This window comes from Pseudomonas sp. W2I6 (assembly GCF_030815935.1).
Classification (GTDB): Bacteria; Pseudomonadota; Gammaproteobacteria; order Pseudomonadales; family Pseudomonadaceae; genus Aquipseudomonas.
In genome coordinates this window covers 2,316,012-2,338,903 of sequence record NZ_JAUSXJ010000001.1, presented here as the reverse complement: position 1 = coordinate 2,338,903, position 22,892 = coordinate 2,316,012, and the positions used below count along the sequence as shown (strand labels likewise).

21 protein-coding genes are annotated in these 22,892 nt (G+C 62.6%); 12 read left to right on the top strand and 9 right to left on the bottom strand.

All coding sequences use genetic code 11. The features are described 5' to 3' along the window. Positions 1-26 precede the first annotated feature (26 nt). The gene (locus tag QF039_RS11140) at positions 27-449 is read right to left on the bottom strand and encodes a MerR family transcriptional regulator (protein ID WP_008431339.1); all 423 of its coding nucleotides are present in this window, start codon (positions 447-449) and stop codon (positions 27-29) included. Between the two features lie 69 nt (positions 450-518). Here QF039_RS11140 and QF039_RS11135 point away from each other — a divergent pair, with 69 nt between their 5' ends. Continuing rightward, entirely contained in the window at positions 519-1,751 is a 1,233-nt protein-coding gene (locus tag QF039_RS11135) for an NADH:flavin oxidoreductase/NADH oxidase family protein (RefSeq protein ID WP_134326609.1), read from the top strand. Positions 1,752-1,829: 78 nt separating this feature from the next. Beyond that, positions 1,830-3,554: a ubiquinone-dependent pyruvate dehydrogenase gene (gene poxB / locus QF039_RS11130; protein WP_008431335.1), complete on the top strand. Its 1,725-nt coding sequence runs from the start codon at positions 1,830-1,832 to the stop codon at positions 3,552-3,554. Positions 3,555-3,639: 85 nt separating this feature from the next. On the opposite strand, the gene QF039_RS11125 is transcribed toward poxB, so the two are convergent. Next, positions 3,640-4,197, bottom strand: a complete 558-nt coding sequence (locus tag QF039_RS11125) for an NADPH-dependent FMN reductase (protein ID WP_008431334.1) — start codon at positions 4,195-4,197, stop codon at positions 3,640-3,642. Positions 4,198-4,425: 228 nt separating this feature from the next. On the opposite strand from QF039_RS11125, the gene QF039_RS11120 reads away from it, so the two are divergent. Then, entirely contained in the window at positions 4,426-4,662 is a 237-nt protein-coding gene (locus QF039_RS11120; RefSeq protein WP_003209248.1) for a hypothetical protein, read from the top strand. A 4-nt stretch (positions 4,663-4,666) separates the two neighbouring features. On the opposite strand, the gene gspG is transcribed toward QF039_RS11120, so the two are convergent. Beyond that, the gene (gene gspG / locus QF039_RS11115; protein WP_307518059.1) at positions 4,667-5,095 is read right to left on the bottom strand and encodes a type II secretion system major pseudopilin GspG; all 429 of its coding nucleotides are present in this window, start codon (positions 5,093-5,095) and stop codon (positions 4,667-4,669) included. Between the two features lie 176 nt (positions 5,096-5,271). On the opposite strand from gspG, the gene QF039_RS11110 reads away from it, so the two are divergent. Next, positions 5,272-6,174: a LysR substrate-binding domain-containing protein gene (locus QF039_RS11110; protein WP_008431332.1), complete on the top strand. Its 903-nt coding sequence runs from the start codon at positions 5,272-5,274 to the stop codon at positions 6,172-6,174. 1,171 nt (positions 6,175-7,345) lie between these two features. Here the strand turns inward: QF039_RS11110 and QF039_RS11105 are convergent. The 3 genes from QF039_RS11105 to QF039_RS11095 form a co-directional block, all read right to left on the bottom strand. Further along, complete coding sequence (locus QF039_RS11105; protein WP_003217028.1) at positions 7,346-7,915, bottom strand: GNAT family N-acetyltransferase; 570 nt, start codon at positions 7,913-7,915, stop codon at positions 7,346-7,348. Between the two features lie 20 nt (positions 7,916-7,935). Then, positions 7,936-10,191 (bottom strand): arginine/lysine/ornithine decarboxylase, encoded by a 2,256-nt coding sequence (locus tag QF039_RS11100; RefSeq protein ID WP_307518055.1) that lies wholly within the window; start codon positions 10,189-10,191, stop codon positions 7,936-7,938. A gap of 81 nt (positions 10,192-10,272) precedes the next feature. Next, the gene (locus tag QF039_RS11095) at positions 10,273-11,646 is read right to left on the bottom strand and encodes a PLP-dependent aminotransferase family protein (protein ID WP_307518053.1); all 1,374 of its coding nucleotides are present in this window, start codon (positions 11,644-11,646) and stop codon (positions 10,273-10,275) included. 133 nt (positions 11,647-11,779) lie between these two features. On the opposite strand from QF039_RS11095, the gene QF039_RS11090 reads away from it, so the two are divergent. From QF039_RS11090 to QF039_RS11070, 5 genes are all read left to right on the top strand, one after another. Next, positions 11,780-12,256 carry a carboxymuconolactone decarboxylase family protein gene (locus QF039_RS11090; protein WP_177021461.1) on the top strand — a complete coding sequence of 159 codons (477 nt, stop codon included), beginning with the start codon at positions 11,780-11,782 and terminating at the stop codon, positions 12,254-12,256. Further along, positions 12,249-12,689: a GNAT family N-acetyltransferase gene (locus QF039_RS11085; RefSeq protein WP_087693842.1), complete on the top strand. Its 441-nt coding sequence runs from the start codon at positions 12,249-12,251 to the stop codon at positions 12,687-12,689. Before QF039_RS11090 ends, QF039_RS11085 begins: the two co-directional genes overlap by 8 nt. Beyond that, positions 12,686-13,309 (top strand): FMN-dependent NADH-azoreductase, encoded by a 624-nt coding sequence (locus QF039_RS11080; RefSeq protein WP_008431326.1) that lies wholly within the window; start codon positions 12,686-12,688, stop codon positions 13,307-13,309. Before QF039_RS11085 ends, QF039_RS11080 begins: the two co-directional genes overlap by 4 nt. Before the next feature lie 59 nt (positions 13,310-13,368). Then, on the top strand, positions 13,369-14,517 hold the full coding sequence (locus tag QF039_RS11075; RefSeq protein WP_307518048.1) for a MalY/PatB family protein: 1,149 nt from the start codon (positions 13,369-13,371) through the stop codon (positions 14,515-14,517). Positions 14,518-14,611: 94 nt separating this feature from the next. Continuing rightward, positions 14,612-17,959, top strand: a complete 3,348-nt coding sequence (locus tag QF039_RS11070; RefSeq protein ID WP_134326606.1) for a hypothetical protein — start codon at positions 14,612-14,614, stop codon at positions 17,957-17,959. A gap of 147 nt (positions 17,960-18,106) precedes the next feature. On the opposite strand, the gene QF039_RS11065 is transcribed toward QF039_RS11070, so the two are convergent. After that, entirely contained in the window at positions 18,107-18,322 is a 216-nt protein-coding gene (locus QF039_RS11065) for a molybdopterin-binding protein (protein ID WP_003217010.1), read from the bottom strand. A 413-nt stretch (positions 18,323-18,735) separates the two neighbouring features. Here QF039_RS11065 and QF039_RS11060 point away from each other — a divergent pair, with 413 nt between their 5' ends. Genes QF039_RS11060 through QF039_RS11050 form a run of 3 tightly spaced genes read left to right on the top strand, consistent with a single transcriptional unit; the run spans position 18,736 to position 21,267 of the window. Beyond that, on the top strand, positions 18,736-19,707 hold the full coding sequence (locus QF039_RS11060; protein ID WP_177123685.1) for an aliphatic sulfonate ABC transporter substrate-binding protein: 972 nt from the start codon (positions 18,736-18,738) through the stop codon (positions 19,705-19,707). Between the two features lie 10 nt (positions 19,708-19,717). Next, positions 19,718-20,551: an ABC transporter permease gene (locus QF039_RS11055; RefSeq protein ID WP_087693846.1), complete on the top strand. Its 834-nt coding sequence runs from the start codon at positions 19,718-19,720 to the stop codon at positions 20,549-20,551. Positions 20,552-20,553: 2 nt separating this feature from the next. After that, positions 20,554-21,267: an ABC transporter ATP-binding protein gene (locus QF039_RS11050; protein ID WP_008431321.1), complete on the top strand. Its 714-nt coding sequence runs from the start codon at positions 20,554-20,556 to the stop codon at positions 21,265-21,267. Positions 21,268-21,430: 163 nt separating this feature from the next. Here the strand turns inward: QF039_RS11050 and QF039_RS11045 are convergent, their stop codons facing one another. Both QF039_RS11045 and QF039_RS11040 read right to left on the bottom strand, forming a co-directional pair. After that, on the bottom strand, positions 21,431-22,366 hold the full coding sequence (locus tag QF039_RS11045; protein WP_177039970.1) for a FecR domain-containing protein: 936 nt from the start codon (positions 22,364-22,366) through the stop codon (positions 21,431-21,433). Then, the gene (locus QF039_RS11040; protein ID WP_003217001.1) at positions 22,363-22,881 is read right to left on the bottom strand and encodes a sigma-70 family RNA polymerase sigma factor; all 519 of its coding nucleotides are present in this window, start codon (positions 22,879-22,881) and stop codon (positions 22,363-22,365) included. The genes QF039_RS11045 and QF039_RS11040 overlap by 4 nt, the downstream gene beginning before the upstream one ends. Positions 22,882-22,892: the final 11 nt, after the last annotated feature.

Here is a 22,892-nt window from a genome sequence, read left to right as displayed (position 1 = left end):
TTGCTGTAAACGAACGCCGCGTATCGTCAGATGCGCGGCGTTTTTTTATGCGCCTCGATTGAGGCCCAGACCTTGTCCTGCGCCTGGGTGCACGGCGTGCCTTCCGGGTGTGCCTGGATCGTGGCGATCACCGCGCGTAACTCTGCCTTGCTCTGGTCCATTCGGGCTTGAAGCTCTTCTATCTGCGCAATCCTGCGCTCAAGCCTCAAGACGATATCGGCGCGTTTCGCCTCGCTCGGCGAATCGTCGGGCATCAGCGCCTTCAACTCCTGCAAGCTGAAACCGGCGCGCTGAGCGCCCTGGATCAATTGCAGCGTCTGCAACGTCTGCATGGGATAACGGCGATAGCCATTACCTTGTCGCTCGACCTGGATCAGCCCCTGGGCTTCGTAAAAGCGAATCTTCGAGGCTGCCAAGCCGCTGCGTTCCGCCAGTTCACCAATATTCATCGCCAACCCCATTGACCTTAAAGTGACCTTTAAGCTTAGCCTGAGCGCTCCCAATGTGAGGAGTCAAGCATGTCGCCCTTTGAAGCGTTGCAATTGCCCAACGGCCAGCTCATCAGTAACCGCATCGCCAAGGCGGCGATGGAAGAGAACATGGCGGATGCGAACCAGGCGCCTTCCGAGGCCCTGATGCGCTTGTATCAAGCCTGGGCCGACGGCGAGCCCGGCCTGATCCTGACCGGCAACGTGATGATTGATCGCCACGCCATGACCGGCCCCGGCGGCGTGGTGCTGGAAGACGAACGTCACCTGGACAAGTTTCGCCAATGGGCCGCGATTGGCCGGGCCAAGGGCGCGCACTTCTGGGTGCAGCTCAACCACCCGGGCCGTCAGACCATGGCCAACCTCGGCCAGCAGGCCCTGGCACCTTCGGCGGTGGCCCTCGATCTCGGCGGCTTTTCGAAGATGTTCGCCCAACCCAAGGCCATGACCGAGGACGATATCCAGGACGTCATCTCGCGCTTCGCCACCAGCGCGCGTCTCGCCGAAAAAGCCGGTTTCAGCGGTGCGCAGATCCATGCGGCCCACGGCTACCTGCTCAGCCAGTTTCTCTCGCCCTTGAGCAACCAGCGCACAGACCGCTGGGGCGGCAGCGTTGAAAACCGCGCTCGGCTGTTGCTGGAGGTGATCAAAGCCGTGCGCGCCGCCGTGAGCGCGGATTTCTGCGTGGCGGTGAAACTCAATTCCGCCGACTTCCAGCGCGGTGGCTTCGACGCCGCCGACGCCCATGCCGTGGTCGAGCTGCTCAACCCGCTGGCCATCGACCTGCTGGAACTGTCCGGCGGCAGCTACGAAGCCCCGGCCATGCAAGGCGAGGCTCGCGACGGACGCACCCTGGCCCGCGAAGCCTATTTCATCGAGATGGCCAGCGACTTGGCGAAAGTCGCCAACATGCCGGTGATGGTCACCGGCGGCATCCGGCGCTTGCCGATCGTGCAGCAAGTCCTGGACAGCGGCATCGCCATGGCCGGGATCGCCACCGCGCTGACCCTGGAGCCGCACCTGATCAAGCAATGGCGCGCCGGCCGCGATCTCAACCCGCAATTGCCGCCGATCCGCTGGAAGCGCAAACCCCTGGCCAGCCTGGCGAGCATGGCAGTGGTGCGCTATCAGCTTCGCCGCCTGAGCCGTGGCCGCCAGCCGAAACCCGGGGTGACGCCGCTGCTGGCGTTGATAAAAGACCAACTGTTTATCGCCCGCCGCACTCGGCAATATCGCGCTGCGATGACCAATTCTTCACATTGAGCGGGGAGCATTCAGCGCCATGGAACTGTCCTTAACTGATCAGCAGCTTTTTACCCTCACTGACGATTGGAGTTCTTCATGGCGAAAATCACCCTGGCCCAGCAATTGGCGACCACCCTTGAACAGGCGGGCATCAAGCGCATCTGGGGCCTGACCGGCGACAGCCTCAACGGCCTGACCGACTCCCTGCGCACCATGGACAGCATCGAGTGGATGCATGTGCGCCACGAAGAAGTGGCCGCGTTTGCCGCCGGTGCCGAAGCCGCCGCCACCGGCGAGCTGACCGTATGCGCCGGCAGCTGCGGCCCCGGCAACCTGCACTTGATCAATGGCCTGTTCGATTGCCATCGCAACCACGTGCCGGTGCTGGCCATTGCCGCACAGATCCCCTCCTCCGAGATCGGCCTGAACTACTTCCAGGAAACCCATCCCCAGGAACTGTTCAAGGAGTGCAGCCACTTTATCGAGCTGGTGACCAACCCCGAGCAGATGCCTCACGTGCTGCACCGTGCCATGCGCTCGGCGATCCTCAACCGCGGCGTAGCGGTGGTGGTGATTCCGGGGGATGTGTCACTGTTGGAAGTAGAAGATAAATTCAAACCGTGGCCGGCCCTGCTGGCACCGCGCACGTTGCCGGCGGAACAGGACCTGCAACGCCTCACCGACATCCTCGAACACAGCGGCAAAGTCACCCTGCTGTGTGGCAGCGGCTGTGCCGGCGCCCACGATGAGGTGGTGGCCCTGGCCGACGCCCTCGGCGCGCCCGTGGTGCATGCCCTGCGCGGCAAGGAACATGTGGAGTGGGACAACCCGTTCGACGTCGGCATGACCGGCCTGATCGGCTTCAGCTCCGGCTACCACGCCATGCTCAACTGCGACACGCTGATCATGCTCGGCACCGACTTCCCGTATCGCCAGTTCTACCCGACCGACGCAAAAATTATCCAGGTCGACCGTAACCCGCAGGCACTGGGCCGACGTGCCACGCTGGACCTGGGCATTGCGGCTGACGTCAGCGAGACCATCCAGGCGCTGCTGCCGCGCCTGACCCGCAAGACGGACCGCAGCTTCCTCGAAACCTCGCTCAAGCATTATGAAAAAGCCCGCCAAGGGCTGGATGACCTGGCGGAACCGTCAAAGGCCGGCCGGCCAATTCACCCGCAATACGTTGCGCGCCTGCTCAGCGAACTGGCGGACGACGACGCAATCTTCACCGCCGACGTTGGCTCGCCGACAGTCTGGGCGGCGCGTTACTTGAAAATGAACGGCAAGCGCCGGTTGATCGGCTCGTTCAACCATGGCTCGATGGCCAACGCCATGCCCCAGGCCATCGGTGCGCAAGCCGCGTTTCCCGGGCGCCAGGTGATTTCGATGTCCGGTGACGGTGGGTTCACCATGCTGATGGGTGATTTCATCAGCCTGGCGCAGCTGAACCTGCCGGTGAAGCTGGTGGTGTTCAACAACTCTTCTTTGGGCTTCGTCGCCATGGAGATGAAAGCGGCGGGCTACCTGGATACCGGCACCGAGCTGAAAAACCCGGACTTTGCCGCCATGTCCAACGCCATGGGCATCCTCGGTATTCGCGTAGAGCAGTCCGAAGACCTGGAACCGGCCCTGCGCCGCGCACTGGCCCACGACGGCCCGGTGCTGGTGGACGTGGTCACCGCCACCCAGGAACTGGTGATGCCGCCGAGCATCAAGCTGGAGCAGGCCAAGGGCTTCAGCCTGTACATGCTCAAGGCGGTGATGAGTGGGCGCGGTGATGAGGTGATCGAGTTGGCGAAAACCAACTGGCTGCGTTAATAGCGCCGTAGTGGCCGACCACGCGGCCTGACCGCAGACAAAAAAGACCCCGCTTAAATAGCGGGGTCTTTTTTCGCACGGCTGATCAGCCGTGCTGTTTTTCCACCCACTTGCCATAGGCGTCGATAAACGCCTGCAAAAACGGCTTGGTCTTTTCCGAGACCTTGCCCGACTCATCGAACACGCTGCCCGCACCGCCCAGGTAGGCTTCCGGCTGCTGCATGCACGGCACATCGAGGAACACCAGCGACTGGCGCAAATGGTGATTGGCCCCAAAACCGCCGATGGCGCCGGGGGACACACTGATCACCGCACCCGGCTTGCCGCTGAAGACACTTTGGCCATAAGGGCGCGAACCAACGTCAATCGCATTCTTCAATACACCCGGCACGGAGCGGTTGTATTCGGGGGTCACAAACAACACCGCGTCGGATGAACGCACGTGTTGACGGAAAGTACTGTAGGCTGCCGGCGGTGCAGCACCGTCGATGTCCTCGTTGTAGAGCGGCAAATCGCCAATTTCGACAATGTTCAACTTGAGGTTGGCGGGCGCCAACTCGGCCAGTGCCAGGGCGACCTTGCGGTTGATCGACTCTTTTCTCAAGCTGCCGACCAGTACGGCAATCGTGTAGACCTTGCTCATTGGGGTTTCCCGATTTCTGACTTAAGGAGTTTGTAGTTATAGAGCCTGCGCGACGCTATCACCAGCGCGTTTTTGCAATCCCCAGGGACGTTTACACCGCAGATGGATTTGTAAGTAATGTCTGAAAAAGTCAACGAATAGTATTTTTTTTCAATAGGTAAACTACCCCGCTCTCCTACGGTCTACAGAACCGCAAATCGAGTGTTTATCTCCAGAGGTTCTAAACAGATGGCAGCAGTACTTGTCGGACAGTTCCATGCCAGAGACGCGGAAGGTCGCGTTTATTCGGTGCATGAGTTCCAGGAATCCAACCCGCCCCTCGACGGCCTGGCTGGCTCGGCGCCCACCACCACCTACAAGCTGGCCATTGGCGACCGCGTAGAAAAACTGGATGGCGATGAGTTCAGGCTGATTCAGTCGGGCACTATCATCACCCGCGAATCGGCAACGATCCACGCTTCATAAGACGTTATTCCCCATAGGCGATATCAACATTATCGCCGACGCCTCCCAGTGTCCGGTCCTTGCCGAACGAGAACAGATCAAAGTTGGTTTTGGCCTGGCTGGGAGGATAGTGATACTGATAGGCCACGCCCCAAGGGTCCGTCAGCATGTCCTGACCCTTGAGATAGGGGCCCCGCCACTTCCCTTCTCCCGCTGGCTGAACCGTCAACACCGCCAGCCCCTCGTCGTCGGTAGGATAACGCCCTACATCTTGATGAAAACGCTCGACTGCCTTGCCCAGCTCTTTCAACTGGACCTTGGCCGTGGCGATTTCTGACTGAGTCACGTCGCCGAAGATCCGCGGCCCCACCGCAACCGCCAACACACCGACCACCAGCACCACCACCAGCAGGTCCCACAACGAAAACCCGCGCGTGTCTGTTTTACCGAGCATCGATAAGGCTCCCCCGTGGATCCTCTGGTTGATACGCCCTTTGTATGACCTGCTGGTTGCAGGCGCCAAGGGACTTGATCGTGCAAGTCTAGTTGGCCCGCTGCCGTGGCGGGTCTTTTTTCCACGCCCGGGCCTGAGCCATTGAATCCACGTCGCGCTGAACATAGACTCCGGCCATGCGTTTACGTCATATCGAAGTCATTCAAGCGATTTTACAGACCGGACACCTCGGCACCGCCGCCGAATGGTTGCAACTGCCCGTGGCCGATGTGGACGCAACCCTCAAGGATGCCGAGCTGCAGTTGGGCTTCATGCTGTTCGCCAGTGTGCGCGGACGCTTGCAGGCCACCCGGGAAACCCTTGAGCTGCAGGCCGAAATCGCCCACCTCTATGCAGCCCTTGAGCCGGTGCAACGCCTGGCCAGCAGCCTGAAGCACCACCATGCCCCGCCCTTGCGCGCACTGTGCACCCCGCCGCTGGCCAATCAGCTGCTGCCCCAGGCGATCGCCGTGCTGCGCCGACGCTTTCAAGACACACCGTGCAACCTCTCCAGCCATTCCACCCGGGACATCGTCAAAAGCCTGCTGCTGCACGAAGCCGACCTCGGCCTGAGCCTGCACGACCCGGAACACCCGCAAATCCACAGCCAACCGCTGGCCCACGGCAAGTTGCAATTGCTCGCGCCCCATGGCTGGCTGAAGCCTCGGCAGAAGTACATTGCGCTACAGGAACTGGCCGGGCAGTCGATGATCGGCCTTGAAGGCCAGGACCCGCTGAGTCGCCTGCTGGACAGCAAACTGCAAGCCCTGCGCCCGCTGCCGGTGGTGCAAACGCGGGTGCAGACGTACCAGATGATGCGCAGCATGGTAGAAGCCGGGGAAGGCCTGGCGATTGTCGACCCGTTCACCGCCAGCGGCGCACGGGAAGCCGGGCTGGATGCGTGCCCGTTGTCACCGCCGATTGTGGTGACCTTGTATGCGTTGACCCTGAAGGGCAGCGAGCCATCGCCCGCCTTGAATGCGCTGCTGGAGATCGTCACCGAGAAGGCTGAAAACCTGCTGACAAGCACATTGCCGTGAATGTGGGAGCTGTCGGGCCTTGGCGAGGCTGCGAAGGCGGCGGCACTGTCGATAAAGAGGTTGCCTGACCTACCGCTATCGCGGCCTCGCTGCGGCTCGACGGCTCCCACAGGGGGTCGGGGGAAGTCTGGGAGTTGTGTGCTCGGTCGCAAGTACTTGGGTTGCGCAAATCGAATGTGGGAGCTGTCGAGCTTCAGCGAGGCTGCGAAGGCGGCGGCACTGTCGATAAAGAGGTTGCCTGACACACCGCTATCGCGGCCTCGCTGGGGCTCGACGGCTCCCACAGGGGGTCGGGGGAAGTCTGGGAGTTGTGTGCTCGGTCGCAAGCACTCGGGTTGCGCAAATCGAATGTAGGAGCTGTCGAGCTTCAGCGAGGCTAAGAAGACGGCGGCACAGTCGATAAAGAGGTTGCCTGACCTACCGCTATCGCGGCCTCGCTGGCGCTCGACGGCTCCCACAGGGGGGCGGGGGAAGTCTGGGAGCTGTGTGTTCGGTCGCAAGTACTTGGGTTGCGCAAATCGAATGTGGGAGCTGTCGAGCTTCAGCGAGGCTGCGAAGACGGCGGCACAGTCGATAAAGAGGTTGCCTGACACACCGCCATCGCGGCCTCGCTGGGGCTCGACGGCTCCCACAGGGGGGTCGGGGGAAGTCTGGGAGCTGTGTGTTCGGTCGCAAGTACTTGGGTTGCGCAAATCGAATGTGGGAGCTGTCGAGCTTCAGCGAGGCTAAGAAGACGGCGGCACAGTCGATAAAGAGGTTGCCTGACACACCGCCATCGCGGCCTCGCTGGGGCTCGACGGCTCCCACAGGGGGTCGGGGGAAGTCTGGGAGTTGAGTGCTCGGTCGCAAGTACTTGGGTTGCGCAAATCGAATGTGGGAGCTGTCGAGCTTTAGCGAGGCTGCGAAGGCGGCGGCACTGTCGATAAAGAGGTTGCCTGACACACCGCCATCGCGGCCTCGCTGGGGCTCGACGGCTCCCACAGGGGATCGGGGGAAGTCTGGGAGTTGTGTGCTCGGTCGCAGGTACTCGGCTTGTGCAAATCGAATGTGGGAGCTGTCGAGCTTCAGCGAGGCTGCGAAGGCGGCGGCACAGTCGATAAAAAGGTTGCCTGACACACCGCCATCGCGGCCTCGCTGGGGCTCGACGGCTCCCACAGTCGATCGGTGCAGCTCAGACTGCTTCCAATTCTGTCTTGAACAACCGATACCAGAAAATCGCCACTTCGCGCGTCTGCGGATCAATCCCGCGATAGCGCAGGTGGTCGATCCCGCCCATCACATACCCGCAGCGCTCATACAGCCGGCAGGCACCAAGGTTGTTGTTCTGGGTCTCCAGCATCATCCCCGGCAGGTTCTTCTTGCGGCTCCAGAACTGCGCCACGTCCAGCAACGCCTTGGCCACCCCGTGGCGCCGCGCGGGCAAGACCACCGCCAGCTCATCCACATGGGCAAAGCCGTTCCAGTTGGTGCTGACCACGATATGCCCCACGGGCCGGTCATCGAGGTAGGCCATGAACACCGCACTGTCGGCCGCGTCACGGAAGCTGGCGAACTCCTCTGGGTCGATGCCGTAGCATTTGCGGTATGGCACGATACGCTCCACCGCCCACTGGTCGACGCGCTTGCCCATTTCCGGCTTGCCGTAGGCGTTGACTTCAAAGCTGAAGTCGTTCCCCCACACGTAGGCGTCAAATCCTTCGTCAGCCACCCGGACACTGAGGCCCGGGTACTTCGGGTTCATTACAGCTTGCATAAACATCCTTAACCCTTGATGCAGTCGACGGTGTAACAACGACCATTGCCGTCATCTTCGTGTTGCAGTCCATGAACATCGGCAACAAAGCCGGGGAAACTGCTATCGAACGTCCTGGCAAACGCCAGGTAATCAATGATCGAGCGAGTCGATTCGGTAAAGCGCTCACCCGGCATGATCAACGGAATGCCCGGCGGGTAAGGCACCAGCATGACCGCTGCGACCCGACCTGGCAAAGCGTCGATGGACACCGCCTCGACTTCGCCCTTGACCAACAGGTCGTAGGCGTCGGCCGGTTTCATGGCGATTTCCGGCAGTACCGTGTACATCCGCTTTAGGTGCTTGGCCGTGGCGTTGCTGCGGTAACAGCTGTGCAACTGGTCGCACAGATCCTTCAAACCCAATCCCTGATACCGCGCCGGGCCCTGCTGAAACACCGATGGCAAACAGACAGCAAGGCTCACGTTGGCGTCATAACTGCGCTTGAATTCCAGCAGTTCGGTGAGCAGGGTACTCCACTTGCCTTTGGTGATGCCCATGGAAAACAGCACGAGGAACGAATACAGCCCGGTCTTTTCCACCACCAGCCCACGTTCCCAGAGGAATTTACTGACCACCGCAGCGGGAATTCCGCAATCGCTTAATGCCCCGCCGGCGTTCAGGCCAGGCATCACCAGGGTGACTTTTATCGGGTCCAGCAGCACGTAGTCTTCGGCGATATCGCCAAAGCCATGCCAGTCGGCCTGGGGTTGCAGCAGCCAGTCTGCGGTCACCACCCGGTCAATGCCCGCCACCAGCGGCGGCTGCCAGATGGAAAACCACCAGTCTTCAGCGGCGATGTGCTGGCGCAGGTTGGCCAGGGCACGGCGGAAGCTCAGGGCCTCGTCAAACATCTCTTGCAGCAACGACCGCCCCGCCGGCCCTTCCATCATTGCGGACGCCACATCCAGGGAGGCGATGATGCTGTACTGCGGCGAGGTGGAAATATGCATCATGAACGCTTCGTTGAAGCGGTCGCGGTCCAGCTTGCGCACGCCGCCATCCTGCACATGGATCATCGACGCCTGGCTGAACGCCGCCAGCAGCTTGTGCGTGGAGTGCGTGGTGAACACCAGCGGGCTGTCGGCCGTGCGCGAAGTGCCCATGCCATAGCGCCCGGCGAAGAACTCATGAAACGCCGCGTAGGCATACCACGCCTCGTCAAAGTGCAGCACCTCGACACTGTTGCCCAGTTGCTGCTTGATCAGCTCGGCGTTGTAGCACAGGCCGTCGTAGGTGGAATTGGTGACCACCGCCAGCTTGACCCTGGCCGGTCGGCCTCGGGTCAGCGGGCTGGCGTCGATCTTGGCGCGGATCGACTCGGGGCTGAACTCGCTCAGGGGAATCGGCCCGATGATCCCCAGCTCATTGCGCTCCGGGCACAGGTACAGCGGGATGGCGCCGGTCATGATGATCGAATGCAACACCGACTTGTGACAGTTGCGGTCCACCAGCACCAGGTCATCCCGGCCCACCATCGAGTGCCAGACGATCTTGTTGGCGGTGGAAGTGCCATTGATCACGAAGTAGGTGTGATCGGCGCCGAAGTTGCGCGCTGCCCGCGCCTCGGCTTCGGCCAACGGGCCGGTGTGGTCCAGCAGCGAGCCGAGCTCCGGCACCGACACCGACAAGTCCGAACGCAGGGTATTTTCCCCGAAGAACTGATGAAACGCCTGTCCCACCGGGCTCTTGCGATAGGCCACGCCGCCGCCGTGACCGGGGGTGTGCCAGGAATAATTGGAATCCGCCGTGTGCTGCACCAGGGCCTTGAAGAATGGCGGCAACAGGCCATCCAGGTAGGCGCGGGCCGCACGGGCCACTTGCCGGGCAAGAAACGGCACGGTGTCTTCAAACAGATAAAGAATGCCCCGCAACTGGTTCAGCTCGCTCATGGCATCGGCCGGGGCGTTTTCCAGGGTGACCTGCTCACCGAGGGCGAAGATCGGCAGGTTTGGCGCCCGCACCCGCGCCAGGCGGATCAGCTCCACCATGTTTTGCATCAGATGGGTATTTTCCCCGGCCCCCTCGGCGGCAATCAGCATGCAGGCCAGGCCGTGGTGGGTCGAAGCCACCAGGCGACCCTCGGCGTAGTCCACCGCCGAAAAGATACTGAAGCCCTCCTGCTCAAGCTCCCGGGCGATGCCCCGGACGCGGTCGCCGGCAACCGTGTCGGCCTTGATGTCGCGGTGTACGATCAGAACCGGGAACTTCAGGTCTTTGTACATGAGCGCTTGGCGTCCTGAGGGCTATGCCTTCAGGGTAGAAGCTCGGGGCCGATGTGGCGAATGAAGATGTTCAACCGGTGTTCATAAAGCGCCGTCGATGACCTCGCGCAACACCAGCGCCGCTTGCACCGCTTGCTGGCGAGTCGCCAGGTTGGTGAAGCCCATCAACAGACCTTGCTGACCACCGGGCTCGATACTCCAGCCCGACACGGCCTGTATCCCCAGCCCGGCACGTGCGGCGGCCACAGCGACGGCCTGATCGCAGACGTCCACCCGCAGCCGCGCCAGCAGGTTGATCCCGCCGGACTGCTCATCCACCTGCAAAAGCGCCCCGCAATGACTGGCCAGCGCCTCCACCAGAAAGCCGCGCCGCACGGTGTAGAGCTGGCGCATTTTTTTCAGGTGACGGGTGAAATGGCCCTGGTCGAGAAAGTCCGCCGTGGTGGCTTGCAACAATTCGGCGCTGCGGTTTTGCAGCACGCCGGCGCTGGCCTCAAAGGCCGGGAGCAGCGCCCGAGGCACCACCAGATAACCCAGGCGCAGCCCCGGGAAGAGCATCTTGCTGAAACTGCCGGAGTAGATCACCCGATCGGCCGTGTCCTGGCTCTTGAGCGCGGCCAGGGGCTGGCCCTTGTAGCGAAACTCACTGTCGTAGTCGTCTTCCACCACCCAGCCGCCGTGGGCCTGTGCCCAATCGAGCAAGCGATGGCGCCGCGCAGTACCGAGGGCCACCCCCAGCGGGCTCTGGTGGGCCGGGGTGACAATCGCCAGCCGGGCGCCGGGTGCACGCCGTATGCCCTCCTCCACATCAAGCCCGTCGTGGTCCACCGGCACCGGGACCAACTGCGCCCCCAGGTGCAGCAGCAGTTGCCGCGCATGCAGGTAGCCCGGGTCTTCGAACCAGCATGGCTGGCCGGCCATCTGCAGCGCATCACACACCAGCGCGAGGCACGCCGAGTAACCGGCACACACGAACACCTGCTCCGGCGAACATTCCACGCCCCGGTACAGCGCCAGGTATTGCGCGATCGCCACACGCAGCGAGCGGGCGCCACGCACATCGCCCATGGCCAGGCTGTTCACATCGACTCGGCGCACTTGCCGGGTGACCAGCCGCGCCCACAGCTTGCGCGGAAAGCTGTCGAGCGCCGGCAAGCCCAACTGCAACAAGCGCGGGGCCGACGCCGGCGCCACGGGTTCGGGTTCAACCGGCAACGACTTGATCGAGCGCTGCGGCAGCGCCTCGGCCACCACTGTTCCCGCCTGGCCCCGCGCCAGGAAGAACCCTTCGCTCACCAGCAACTGGTAGGCCGTCTCCACCGTGCCCCGGGCCACCTTCAGTTCCTGGGCCAGGCTGCGCACCGACGGCACCCGCTCACCGGGGCGCAGTTGGCCCTGGTCGATGGCCTGGCGAAAGCGCCGGTAGATCTCCTGGTATTTGGGCAGTGACGACATGGTTATCCGGCTCACAGTGAATCAGCCCTGAAGTCTGATCTTGTCCCAACCCGCTTGTCCATTCTTGGCCCTATTGAGCCGGCGACCCGGCCGCCACACTGACGGCATCACTTCACGAAACAAGGAGCACCCCATGCAACACCGTCTCGACTACGCCCTGGCGGCGCCCGTCGGCTACAAGGCCCTTGGCTCGGTGCACAGCTACATCCACGGCTGCGACCTGGAGAAGGAATTGATTGACCTGGTGTACCTGCGGGTCTCGCAACTCAACGGCTGCGCCTACTGCCTGGACTCACATTCGCGCGACCTGCTCAAACAGGGCGTGAGCCTGGAAAAGCTGATGCTGCTGGCCGCCTGGCGCGAAGCGTTGCCGTTGTTCAGCCCGCGTGAACGCGCCGCGTTAGCTTGGGCCGAGTCGGTCACCCAGGTCGCACAAACCGAGGTGCCGGACGAACACTATGCCGAGGCCAAGGCCCTCTTCGATGACAAGGAAATTGCCGACCTGACCCTGGCTATCGCCCTGATGAACGCCCTGAACCGCGTCGCCATCAGCTTTCGCAAAGTCCCTGCCGCCGTAAAAGCGCACATGGAGCACGGCAACCATGAATGACTCTGTTGAGTTTGTGCACATCGAAAGCGACGCCGACTGCCTGGCCTGCTTTGCCGTTATGCAGCAACTGCGGCCAAAGCTCGAAGACCCGCACGCCTTCGTCCAGCAGATCCAGCGCCAGCGCGAAACCGGCTACCGCCTGCTGGCCGCCCGGGAAAACGGCCAGGTGCTGGGCCTGGCCGGTTATCGCCTGACGGAAAACCTGCTGTATGGGCGCTTTATCTACGTCGATGACCTGGTGGTGGACGCCTCCCTGCAACGCCGACGCCTGGGTGCGCGCCTGCTGGACGAGGTACGCCAGCACACCCGCCGCCTGGGCTATCGCTACCTGGTGCTGGACACCGGCATGCACATGGCCCTGGCCCAACGCTTCTATTTTCGCCAGGGCCTGCTGCCACTGGGGATGCACTTTTCACAGGACCTCGACCAATGACCCGCGCCCTGCTACTGAGCTTCAGCCCCCACGGCAAGGCCGCCCAGACCTTCCGCCTGGCCCGCGCCCTGCTCCGCGAACAGGCGCCGCAAGCCGAAGTGACCGAACGCGACTACGGCGGCCAGGCCTTGCCGGCGCTGACCCGGGAATACGCCAACGCCCTGACCACGCCCGGCGGCCTGAGCGGCCCGGCAACCGAGCGCTCCGAGCAACTGATTGTCGAGCTGGAAGCCTGTGACCTGTTGATCATCTGCACCCCCGTGCACAATTTCACGGTGCCGGCGGCCCTCAAGTGCTGGATCGACCATGTGGTGCGCATCCACCGCAGTTTCACGGTGAATCCGCAGTTTGAGAAAGTTGGCCTGCTCAAGGACCGGCGCACCTTTGTGCTGGTCAGCTCCGGCAGTTCGCGAAAAAACCGCGAGCCCGACTTCCTCACGCCCTACCTGCAGGCGATCCTTGGAACCGTGGGCATTCACGCGGTGGATTTCGTCTATCTGGGGGCCATGGTGCGTGGCGCAGCCGCCGTGCAGCGCAGCCTGGAACAGGCCCACACGCAGTTGGCCGAGGCATTTGACCGGCAAGCGGGCGCCCGGGCGGCAATCAGCGCTGGCGCGTAAAATTAATGGCGCTAGAATCAGCGCCATTTCTACGCCCGCCTCCCTGATACGAGCCACCCATGAGCTTTGATTTCGACACGATCCACTCCCGCCTCGGCACCGGCAGCACCAAGTGGAGTCGTTACCCGCAAGACGTTCTGCCGATGTGGATTGCCGACATGGACATCGCTGCCCCACCGGCCGTGCTTCAAGCGTTGCACGAGCGACTGGGTCAGCAGATCCTCGGCTACAGCGTGGCCTGCGATGGCGTGCGCGAGGCGATCGTCGCCGACCTGTGGGCCAAGTACGCCTGGCGCGTACAGCCGGATGAGTTGCTGTTCCTGCCGGGGGTCGAGCCTGGTTTCAACATGGCGCTGCACGCATTTGTGCAGCCCGGCCAACCGGTGGTGTTGCAAACCCCCAACTATCGCCCGATCCGCCTGGCGCCCGGCCACTGGAACCTGCCGAAGATCGAAGTGCCGTTTGAGCTGAGCGCCGAAGGCGCGTACCTCACGCCGTTGCCGGCAATGCGTGAAGCCCTCACCGGCGCCGGGGCGCTGCTGTTGAGCAACCCGCACAACCCGATGGGCAAGGTCTTCCCCCGTGAGGAACTGCTGGCCGTGGCCAGCGCCTGCCTGGACCAGGGTGCGCTGATCGTCTCCGATGAGATCCACGCCGAGCTGTGCTTTGACGGCCGCCGGCATATTCCCACCGCCAGCCTCAGCCCCGAGATTGCCCAACGCACCATCACCCTGATGTCGGCGAGCAAGGCGTATAACGTCGCCGGGTTGAAGACCTGCTTCGCGGTGATCCAGAATCCCGAGATCCGCGAGCGCTTCAACCAAGCCCGCTGCGGCATGGTCGACAGCGTCAGCCCCCTGGGCCTGGAAGCCACGCGTGCGGCCTACAGCGACTGCGGCGACTGGCTGCAGGCGCTGGTGGCCTACCTGCAAGCCAACCGCGATTACCTGCTGAACGCCGTGCAAACCCGCCTGCCCGGCGTGGTCATGCATGCGCCTCAAGGCACCTACCTGGCCTGGCTGGATTGCAGCGCCCTGGGCCTGGACGACCCGCAACGGTTCTTCCTCGAACAGGCCAGGGTCGGCTTGAGCGCCGGGATTGAATTCGGCGATGACAGCCAGCAATTCGTGCGCCTGAACTTCGGCTGCCCACGGGCCATGCTGGAAGAAGGCATCGCCCGTCTGGAACGCAGCCTGCGTCACCGTTAAGGCGCAATTCACAACTTTTCGCAACGACCGCCGAACCCCTGCTGTTACTGTTTTTGCCGATTCGCCCCACCGGTAACAGCAGGAGTTCCATGGCATGACGACCCAGCCGCTCAACCGCTCGACCGACCCCAAAGCCCTTCCTCTCACACCGCCCAAGTCCGGCGCGGCGTTCCACGTGCTGCTCAAGAACAGCGCCAACAACAAGAAGGTGGAGGCCGGCGACAAAACCGCGCAAGGGCTCGCTGCCAGCAAGGAACAAGGCTATGAACTGGCCGCCAAGGACGCCGCACCGCCCACCACCCTGGGGGACTACAAGGCCATCGGCCCGGCGGACGAAGTCGGCCCCGGCCTGATCCGCTATGAAACCCAGGACGGCAAGAAAGTCATCGTCAGCGAAAAAGACAGCCCCGAGCTGTTCAAGCAAGTCAGCGCCGACTTCAAGGCACTCTCCGGCGTCAACGCCAGCGAAGCTGCCGGCTACCAACGCCTGGGCGGCGACGCCACGGCCCCGGAAAAGCTCGGCGACTACAAATCCCTCGGCCCGCCCGACGAAACCGGCCCCGGCGTGATCCGCTACGAGACCCAGGACGGCAACAAATTCGTTATCAGCCAGCGCGACAACCCGGAGGCCTTCCAGAAAGCCAAGGAAGCCTATGAAAGCTTCACCGGCCTGGGCAGCAGCGAAGACGCCGGCTACAAGCGCGCCAGCGACAACGAAGTGTGGCCGCCCTACGCCGGCACCACCGTCGGCCCCAAGGATGAAGTCGGCCCCGGCCTGATCCGCTTTGAAAGCAATGGCCAGAAAATGGTCGTGGCCCGCGACGACAACCCCAAGCTGTTCGACTACCTGGCAGGCCTGCACGAGGTCTACACCAACCCCGACAAAAAGGCCGCCGTAGAGTCCGCGCTCAACGACGGCTCGACCCTGGCAGACGCCAATACCAAGGCGCCGGAGCTGAACGACTACAAGGGCTTCGGCTGGATCGAAGGCCAGCAAGGCAATGTGCTGACCTATGAAACCCACGACGGCACCAAGGTCGTCGTATCGGCCGACGTCAGCCCGGAACTGTTCAAGAGCGTGGCCACCGCCCAGGACACCTGGAGCAAGATCCACTCCAGTGAAGACGCCGGCTACAAGCTGGCCGGGCCGAATGACTTCCTGAAGAACACCGAGATCACCTTCGGTTCCCCCGACGAGCTGGGGGATGGCCTGATCCGCTATGAAACCAGCGAAGGCAAGGTCATCGTCTCCAAGGAGCTCAGCCCGCAGCTCTACGACGAAGTGGTGGCGAAATGGGAAGCCTGGAGCGCCGGCACCGTCGACGAGACCCGCGCCAAGTACAACCTGCCGAGCAACGATGAGCTCGACGTGCTCAACCTCGACACCGGCGTGCATGCCGACAAGGACGACGACAAATCGCCGACCCAGAGCGTCAGCGAACTGGCCACCACCGAACTGATCGACACCTACCGCGCCGGCGTCAAGGACGGCTCGATTCCCAAGGACGACCCACGGGCCAAACTGGTCCGCGCCCTGGAAGCCCAGGCCGCCTACCAGAACGGCCATGGCATCACCGGCTACGAAGAATCCAAGCGCCCGTTCAATACCACTTGGCGCGAGTTCGATGACAAGCAGACCGAGCTCACTTCCGCCGACATGCACGACATCATCGACGGCAAGGCAGTGCAGGAGCAGATCGGCGAGTTGTTCAAGGACCCGACGGTGCAGGCCGACTACAAGACCAAGATGGACGACGCCATCAGTCACCTGCCCAACAAGGACGAGATCAAGCAGAAGCTTCTCGACCTGACCAGCAACCCCGACTATGTGCTGTACCTCAAGGACCTGCAAAAACAGGGCAAGAGCCACGAAGCCCAGCAGGACCTGAGCAACACCCTGACCTCGCTGTCGCTGTTCGATCCGGAAGCCGCCACCAAGGCCGCGCAGAATATCCAGGCCGACGGCCTCACCACCGACCTCAACGAGATTCTCTCGGACCCGAGCAAGATCTCCGACGACAACAAGGAACTGGCCACCAAGGACCTGTTCGGCCTGCTCAAGGGCGTGCTCAAGGGCAACCTGCTGGACCTGCCGCGCCGCAGCCAGGAAGTGCTGGAGAAATTCCTCAACGAGGGCCTGGAGGGCAAGGAGAAATCCTCGGCCGTGACCAAGGCCCTGGAAGAACTCGGCGACGTCTACAAGAACAGCGGCACCATCAGCGAAGCCGACGTGAAAACCGCCCTGAGCAAACCGTACATCCCGGTGGCGGATCGCGGCATGCTCGGCGAAGTGTTCAACACCCTCAACAGCAAAGGCATCCTCGGTTCGATGGGCGCCGGCGTCAGCCTGTTCTCGGGGATTTACCAACTGGTGGGCAAAGGCGGCAAGCTCGGCGAAACCCCGGCCCAACGCATGACCATCGCCAAGGACTTCCTGAGTTTTGCCGGCGGCGCGAGCCACTTCGTCAAGCTCGGCGACAAGATCGGCGAAGCCCTGGGCAAGGGCGGCCTGGTGGACTTCCTCGGCCTGGACAAGACCCTGCCGGAAATCTGGGGCAAGGAAGGTGCGGCCGGCAAAGTCATCGACTTCAGCAAGCCCACCGAAATCGACTCAAAGGTCAGCAAGGAAATCGCTGCGGCCCTGGACGCGGTTCCCGACAGCCAGTACGACGGCGTGGCCAAGCTGTTTGGCGAGGGCGACAAGGCGGTAACCGAAGCTACCGAAGGCCTCGCCACTCACCTGGATGACGGCCTCAAGGCAGCCGGTGCGGCCAAGCTTGGCGCCTCCCAATCGGCGAAGATCGCCGGTTCCGTGATCAAGGTGTTGGGCCCGGCGACGGACATTGCCGGTGGTTTTGCCGACATTGTGCTCGGCGCCCTGGCGATCAAAAGCGGCGTGGACAGCAAAGACCCGTTGGCTCAGGCCGCAGGTGGCTTGCAAGTGGCGGGCGGTGCGTTCGGCGCGTCGGCCGGGGTATTGGGTGCGGCGGCGCTGTTTGGCGCGGGCACGGCGGCGGCGCTGACCGGGCCGCTGTTCCTGGTGGGCGTGGTGTTGGCGGTGGTGGGCGGGATCATCGGTTACTTCGTCGACCACAACAAAAAACAGAAGGCCACCGAGAAGGAAAACGACTGGTACCGCGACCTGGCCGGCGACGGCTTGTTGCAGGACAACTGGGCGGACAAGGTCGAATACGCCCACTACGAGATCCACCACTACCACGGCCGCGACACGCCGACCGATGACAGCCTGTTCCGCTTCCAGCAATCGGAGTGGGAGCATTTCGACTCCACACCACAAAGCGGCGGCTCGTCGAGCAACCGGCTGGATGGGGATTTGCACAAGGACTACAAGGACCCTAGTGAAACGCCCAAGGCACTGCCGGATGCTTCGGATGAGAAGCCTGGGTCCCGGCCATCGGGAGGCGGGCCTCGACTCAACTAAGCCTCCAACGGCTGTATGCAAAACAAAATGTGGGAGCGGGCTTGCTCGCGAAAGCGGTGGATCAGTCATTGTAGATGTCGACTGTCACACCGCATTCGCGAGCAAGCCCGCTCCCACATTTGGATTGGGTTCACAACTGGATTGCAGTCACAGCTTGGCGATCGACACTTCAGTCGACTTCACAAAGGCAATCACTTCACTGCCCACCTTCAATTCCAGGTCACGCACCGAGCGTGTGGTAATCACCGACGTCACGATCCCCGACGCGGTTTGCACGTCGATCTCTGACACCACTTCGCCGATCAGGATTTCCTTGATCACGCCTTTGAACTGGTTGCGCACGTTGATCGCTTTAATGGTCATGTCGGCTTTCCTTTGGTCTGTTGGGTCAATCCGCACGAATGCGCAGGCACTCAAAGTGCCCTATTCGTGAAACCAACAAAAGGAATATATAACTCTTTATTTATTCCATAAAAACATATGCAAGCTGTTGCACAGCCAACAGTGATTCAACAAAGTGCCCGCCTCCCCACTCCCAACCACTCCCCACGTAGCAGCTGTCGAGCCCAAGCGAGGCTGCGTCAGCGGTCTGTCTGACACACCGCGAACGCAGCCTCGCTTAGGCTCGACAACTGCTACGCCAGGGTGCTGCCCTGCCCTGCAAAGACGCTGGCACAGAGACTGCATATTCCTATAACGCATGATGGAACATGCCATATGAATTTTCTGAATATAAGAATAGCCTTCTCTTTTCCCGCCTTGTCCGGAGCTGTTCCATGAAACCCTTCTTCAATACCCTGTTGGGCGCCTGCGCCCTCGCCCTAAGCCTGCAACCCCTGGCCCATGCAGCGGAAACCGACCCTGCGCAAGTCAACCTGGACTACGCCTACTACTCCCCGGTGAGCCTGGTGCTCAAGCACTTCGGCTGGCTTGAAGAAGCGCTGCCGCAAACCAAGGTCGGCTGGGTGTTGAGCCAGGGCAGCAACCGTTCCCTGGAATACCTCAACAGCGGCGGCGTCGACTTCGCCTCGTCCGCCAGCCTGTCGGCGGTGCTCAGCCGGGCCAATGGCAGCCCGATCAAGTCGGTGTATGTGTACAGCCGCGCCGAGTGGACTGCACTGGTGGTGCGCAAGGACTCAACGTTCAAGAGCGTCAGCGACCTCAAGGGCAAGAAAATCGCCGCCACCAAAGGCACCGACCCGTACCTGTTCACCCTGCGCAGCCTGCAGAAAGCCGGCCTGAGCAAGGACGACGTGGAGTTGGTGCACCTGCAGCACCCCGACGGCCGTACCGCCCTGGAGAAAGGTGATGTGGATGCCTGGGCCGGTCTCGACCCGCACATGGCCGCCAGCGAAATCCAGGCGGGTTCGCGCCTGCTGTACCGCAACAAGGACTTCAACAGCTACGGCGTGGTCAGCGTGACCGACAAATACGCCAAGGAGCATCCACAGACCATCGCCAAGGTGCTCGGTGCCTATGAAAAAGCCCGCAACTGGGCGGTGAAACACCCCGACGAATTCGCCAAGCTGCTGGCCGACGAATCCGGCCTGCCCCTGGACGTGGCCAAGCTGCAATTGTCGCGTACCGACTTGAGCAGCCCATTGCTCACTGCCCAGGACGTGGTGTCGTCCAAGGCGGCCGCGCCGATCCTGGTCTCGGAAGAACTGGTGCGCCGTGGGGTGAATGTGGATCAGGTGATCGACCAGTTGATCGACCCAAGCTTTGGCCAGGCTTTGCCTCGTCCATAAGGGGAGCGTCATGAGCAGCAAAAGCGAAACCCTGCCCGTCGCACTCGCGCCAACGCTCACCGTGCAGCGCAGCGCCTGGCCGCGGCGGCTCAAGGGCCTGGCGTTGCCGGTGTTGATCCTGGTGATCCTTGAAGTGGTGGTGCGCATCGGCTGGCTGCCGTCCTACCAGATGCCGGCGCCCAGCGAGATCGCCGTGACCCTCACCGACCTCGCCGAAGGCGCGCTGTGGAAACACATCAGCGCCAGCCTGTTACGGGTGCTGCTGGGGTTCACCATCGGCGCCGGCCTGGCCCTGGTGTTTGCCGCCTGGGTCGGCTTGAGCCGCGAGGCCGAGGCGTACCTGGAACCAACCTTCGCCGGCCTGCGCTCGATCCCGAGCCTGGCCTGGGTGCCGCTGTTGCTGCTGTGGCTGGGCATTGATGAGACCTCGAAGATCGTGCTGATTGCCATCGGCGCGTTCTTCCCGGTGTACCTCAATGGCGTCGCGGCCATTCGCGACATCGACCGCAAGCTGGTGGAAGTCGGGCAGATGTATGGCTTCAGCCGCACGCGCCTGGTGCGTCGCATCCTGTTGCCTGCCGCCCTGCCCGGCCTGTTCACCGGCTTGCGCAGCGGCCTGAGCCTGGCGTGGATGTTCCTGGTGGCGGCCGAGTTGATCGCCGCGACCAAGGGCCTGGGTTACCTGCTCAGCGATGGCCGGGAAACCTCACGGCCTGACATTGTGCTGGCGGCGATCATCGTGCTGGCGCTGCTGGGCAAGATCAGCGACGGCCTGTTGGCGGCCCTGGAAAAACGCTGCCTGGCCTGGCGCGATACCTTCAACGGCCAAGGCCCGGAGAATTGAGCATGAGTGAAGCGCTACTGGACATTCGCGTCGAGCGGAAAAACTTCGGCGCGACGACGGTGCTGACCAACGTCCATTTGGCCTTGCAGCCGCGGGAAGCCGTCAGTTTGCTGGGCCCCAGTGGCTGCGGCAAAAGCACCTTGCTGCGGATCGTCGCCGGGCTGGAAAAGGACTATCAGGGGGAACTGTTGCAAGGTGGTGGTGAGGTCGCGTTTGTGTTCCAGGAGCCACGGCTGATGCCGTGGCTGACGGTGGAGCAAAACATTGGTTTCAGCGATGACGATGGCTATGACAAGGCCTGGGTCGCGCAGTTGATCGATGAGGTGGGGCTTACGGGTTTTGGCCAGGCGTTGCCCAAGGCGTTGTCTGGCGGGATGGCGCAACGGGTGGCGATTGCTCGCGGGCTGTATTCACGGCCGCAGGTGCTGTTGCTTGACGAACCGTTCAGCGCGGTGGATGCGTTTACCCGCATGAAGCTGCAGGACCTGCTGCTGCAATTGGCCGAGCACCACGGGATCGCCCTGCTGCTGGTGACTCACGATGTGGACGAGGCGCTGTACCTGAGTGACCGGGTGTTGGTGATGGATAACCGGCCGAGCAGTATTCGCCAGGAGCTGGCGGTGGAGCTGGTGCATCCGCGGGATCGGCGGGATCCGCTGTTGGCGCGGCTCAAGGCACTGGCGTTGACTGAGCTGCAGCGGGCGCATGTGATCTGAAAGGCACGTGTTGAGTCCGCCCAAAATCAAAAGCTGAAGCGGCCACGGTTCAAATGTGGGAGCGGGCTTGCTCGCGAAGGTCGTTAACGATGACGCGGGCATCCTGATTCAACGCGGCGCTCTCAGGTTCTTCGCGAGCAAGCCCGCTCCCACAAGGATCGCATCAAGCAGCCGATTTACGCGGCGTCAACGTCACCCAATACTGCGTACGGGACTGCACTTGCAGCGGCATCGTCGACGCCAGCAACGCAAGAATTCGATTGGTATCAGCCAACTGAAAACTCCCAGTGACCCGCAGCGCTTCAAGGCTCGGGTCCCAGCGCAGCACACCCGGCCGATACCGCTCCAGCTCCCGCAAAAAATCACCCAACAGCTGGTTCTGCGCAGTCAGCACACCGTCGCGCCAACCCAATTGCAACGCATCAAACCCCACCGCAGCGCCCATCCCCGACGCCTGCAACCGTGCCTGCTGCCCCCCCTGCAATGTCGCCACTTGCCCACGCAGGTCCTGCACCTGCACCGCGCCCTTCAACACCGACACCAAACACCCGGAAGACAACTGCCGCACACACACTTCAGCCTGGCTGACGATCACCTGGCCATAACGCGTCTGCACCGTTAGCGCACCAGCCCCCGGCACCGTCAACGCCATCTCCCCTTCCACCAGCGTCACACGGCGCCGGGCCGTATCCACGTCCACCGCGCTCGCGGTATTCAGTTGCAGGCTGCTGCCATCCAACAGCGGCACTCGCTTGCGTTCGCCAGTAGCGGTGTGCAGGTCGGCGCGCCACACGTCGATAGGCAATTGCCGGCTGAGCAACCACGCGGTTGGCAACAACGCGGCGACGCCCAAGGCACGCTTGAGTACTGCACGCCGTCCCGGTTGCGGACGATCAAGGCTGGCCATGGCCAACGCTGGCGGCAAGTCGGTAAACCGTTGGCGCAGCGATTGGGCTTTTTGCCAGATCTGCTCATGCTGGGGATGGCTGTCACGCCACTGCTGCAGGCGGGCGTGATCACGTTCGGTGGCGCTGCCGGATTCCAGCAACGCCAGCCATTGCGCCGCCGCCCGGGCGAGATCCGGCGCAGTACGGCTCACAGTTCCACCAGCAGGCAATGCTCGTAAGCCTGGGCCATGTAGCGCTTGACCGTACGCTCGGACACCTTGAGCCGCTCGGCAATCTCCCGATAGGCGAGTCCTTCCAGCTGGCTCCAAAGAAACGCGCGGCGCACCACCGCCGGCAAACCGTCGAGCAATTCATCCAGGGCTTGCAGGGTTTCCAGCAGCAACCAGCGTTGCTCCGGCGACGGCACGCAAGCCTCCGGCAACTGCATCAACGCATTGAGATACGCCTGTTCCAGACTGCGCCGCTGGTGAAAATTCACCAGCAAGCGCTTGCCCACCGTTACCAGATAGGCCCGGGGCTCCTGCAATTGCGCAATCGGCTGCGCGCTGGCCAGCACCCGCAGGAACGTGTCCTGGCTCAGGTCGGCCGCATCCCAGGCGTTGCCCAAGCGGCGCCGCAGCCAGCTTTCGAGCCAGCTGCGGTGGTCGCGGTACAACGTGTGAAGGCTGGGTTCAGCGAGGTGCGTCGGCACTACAGCATCATTCATGGCAAGTAACC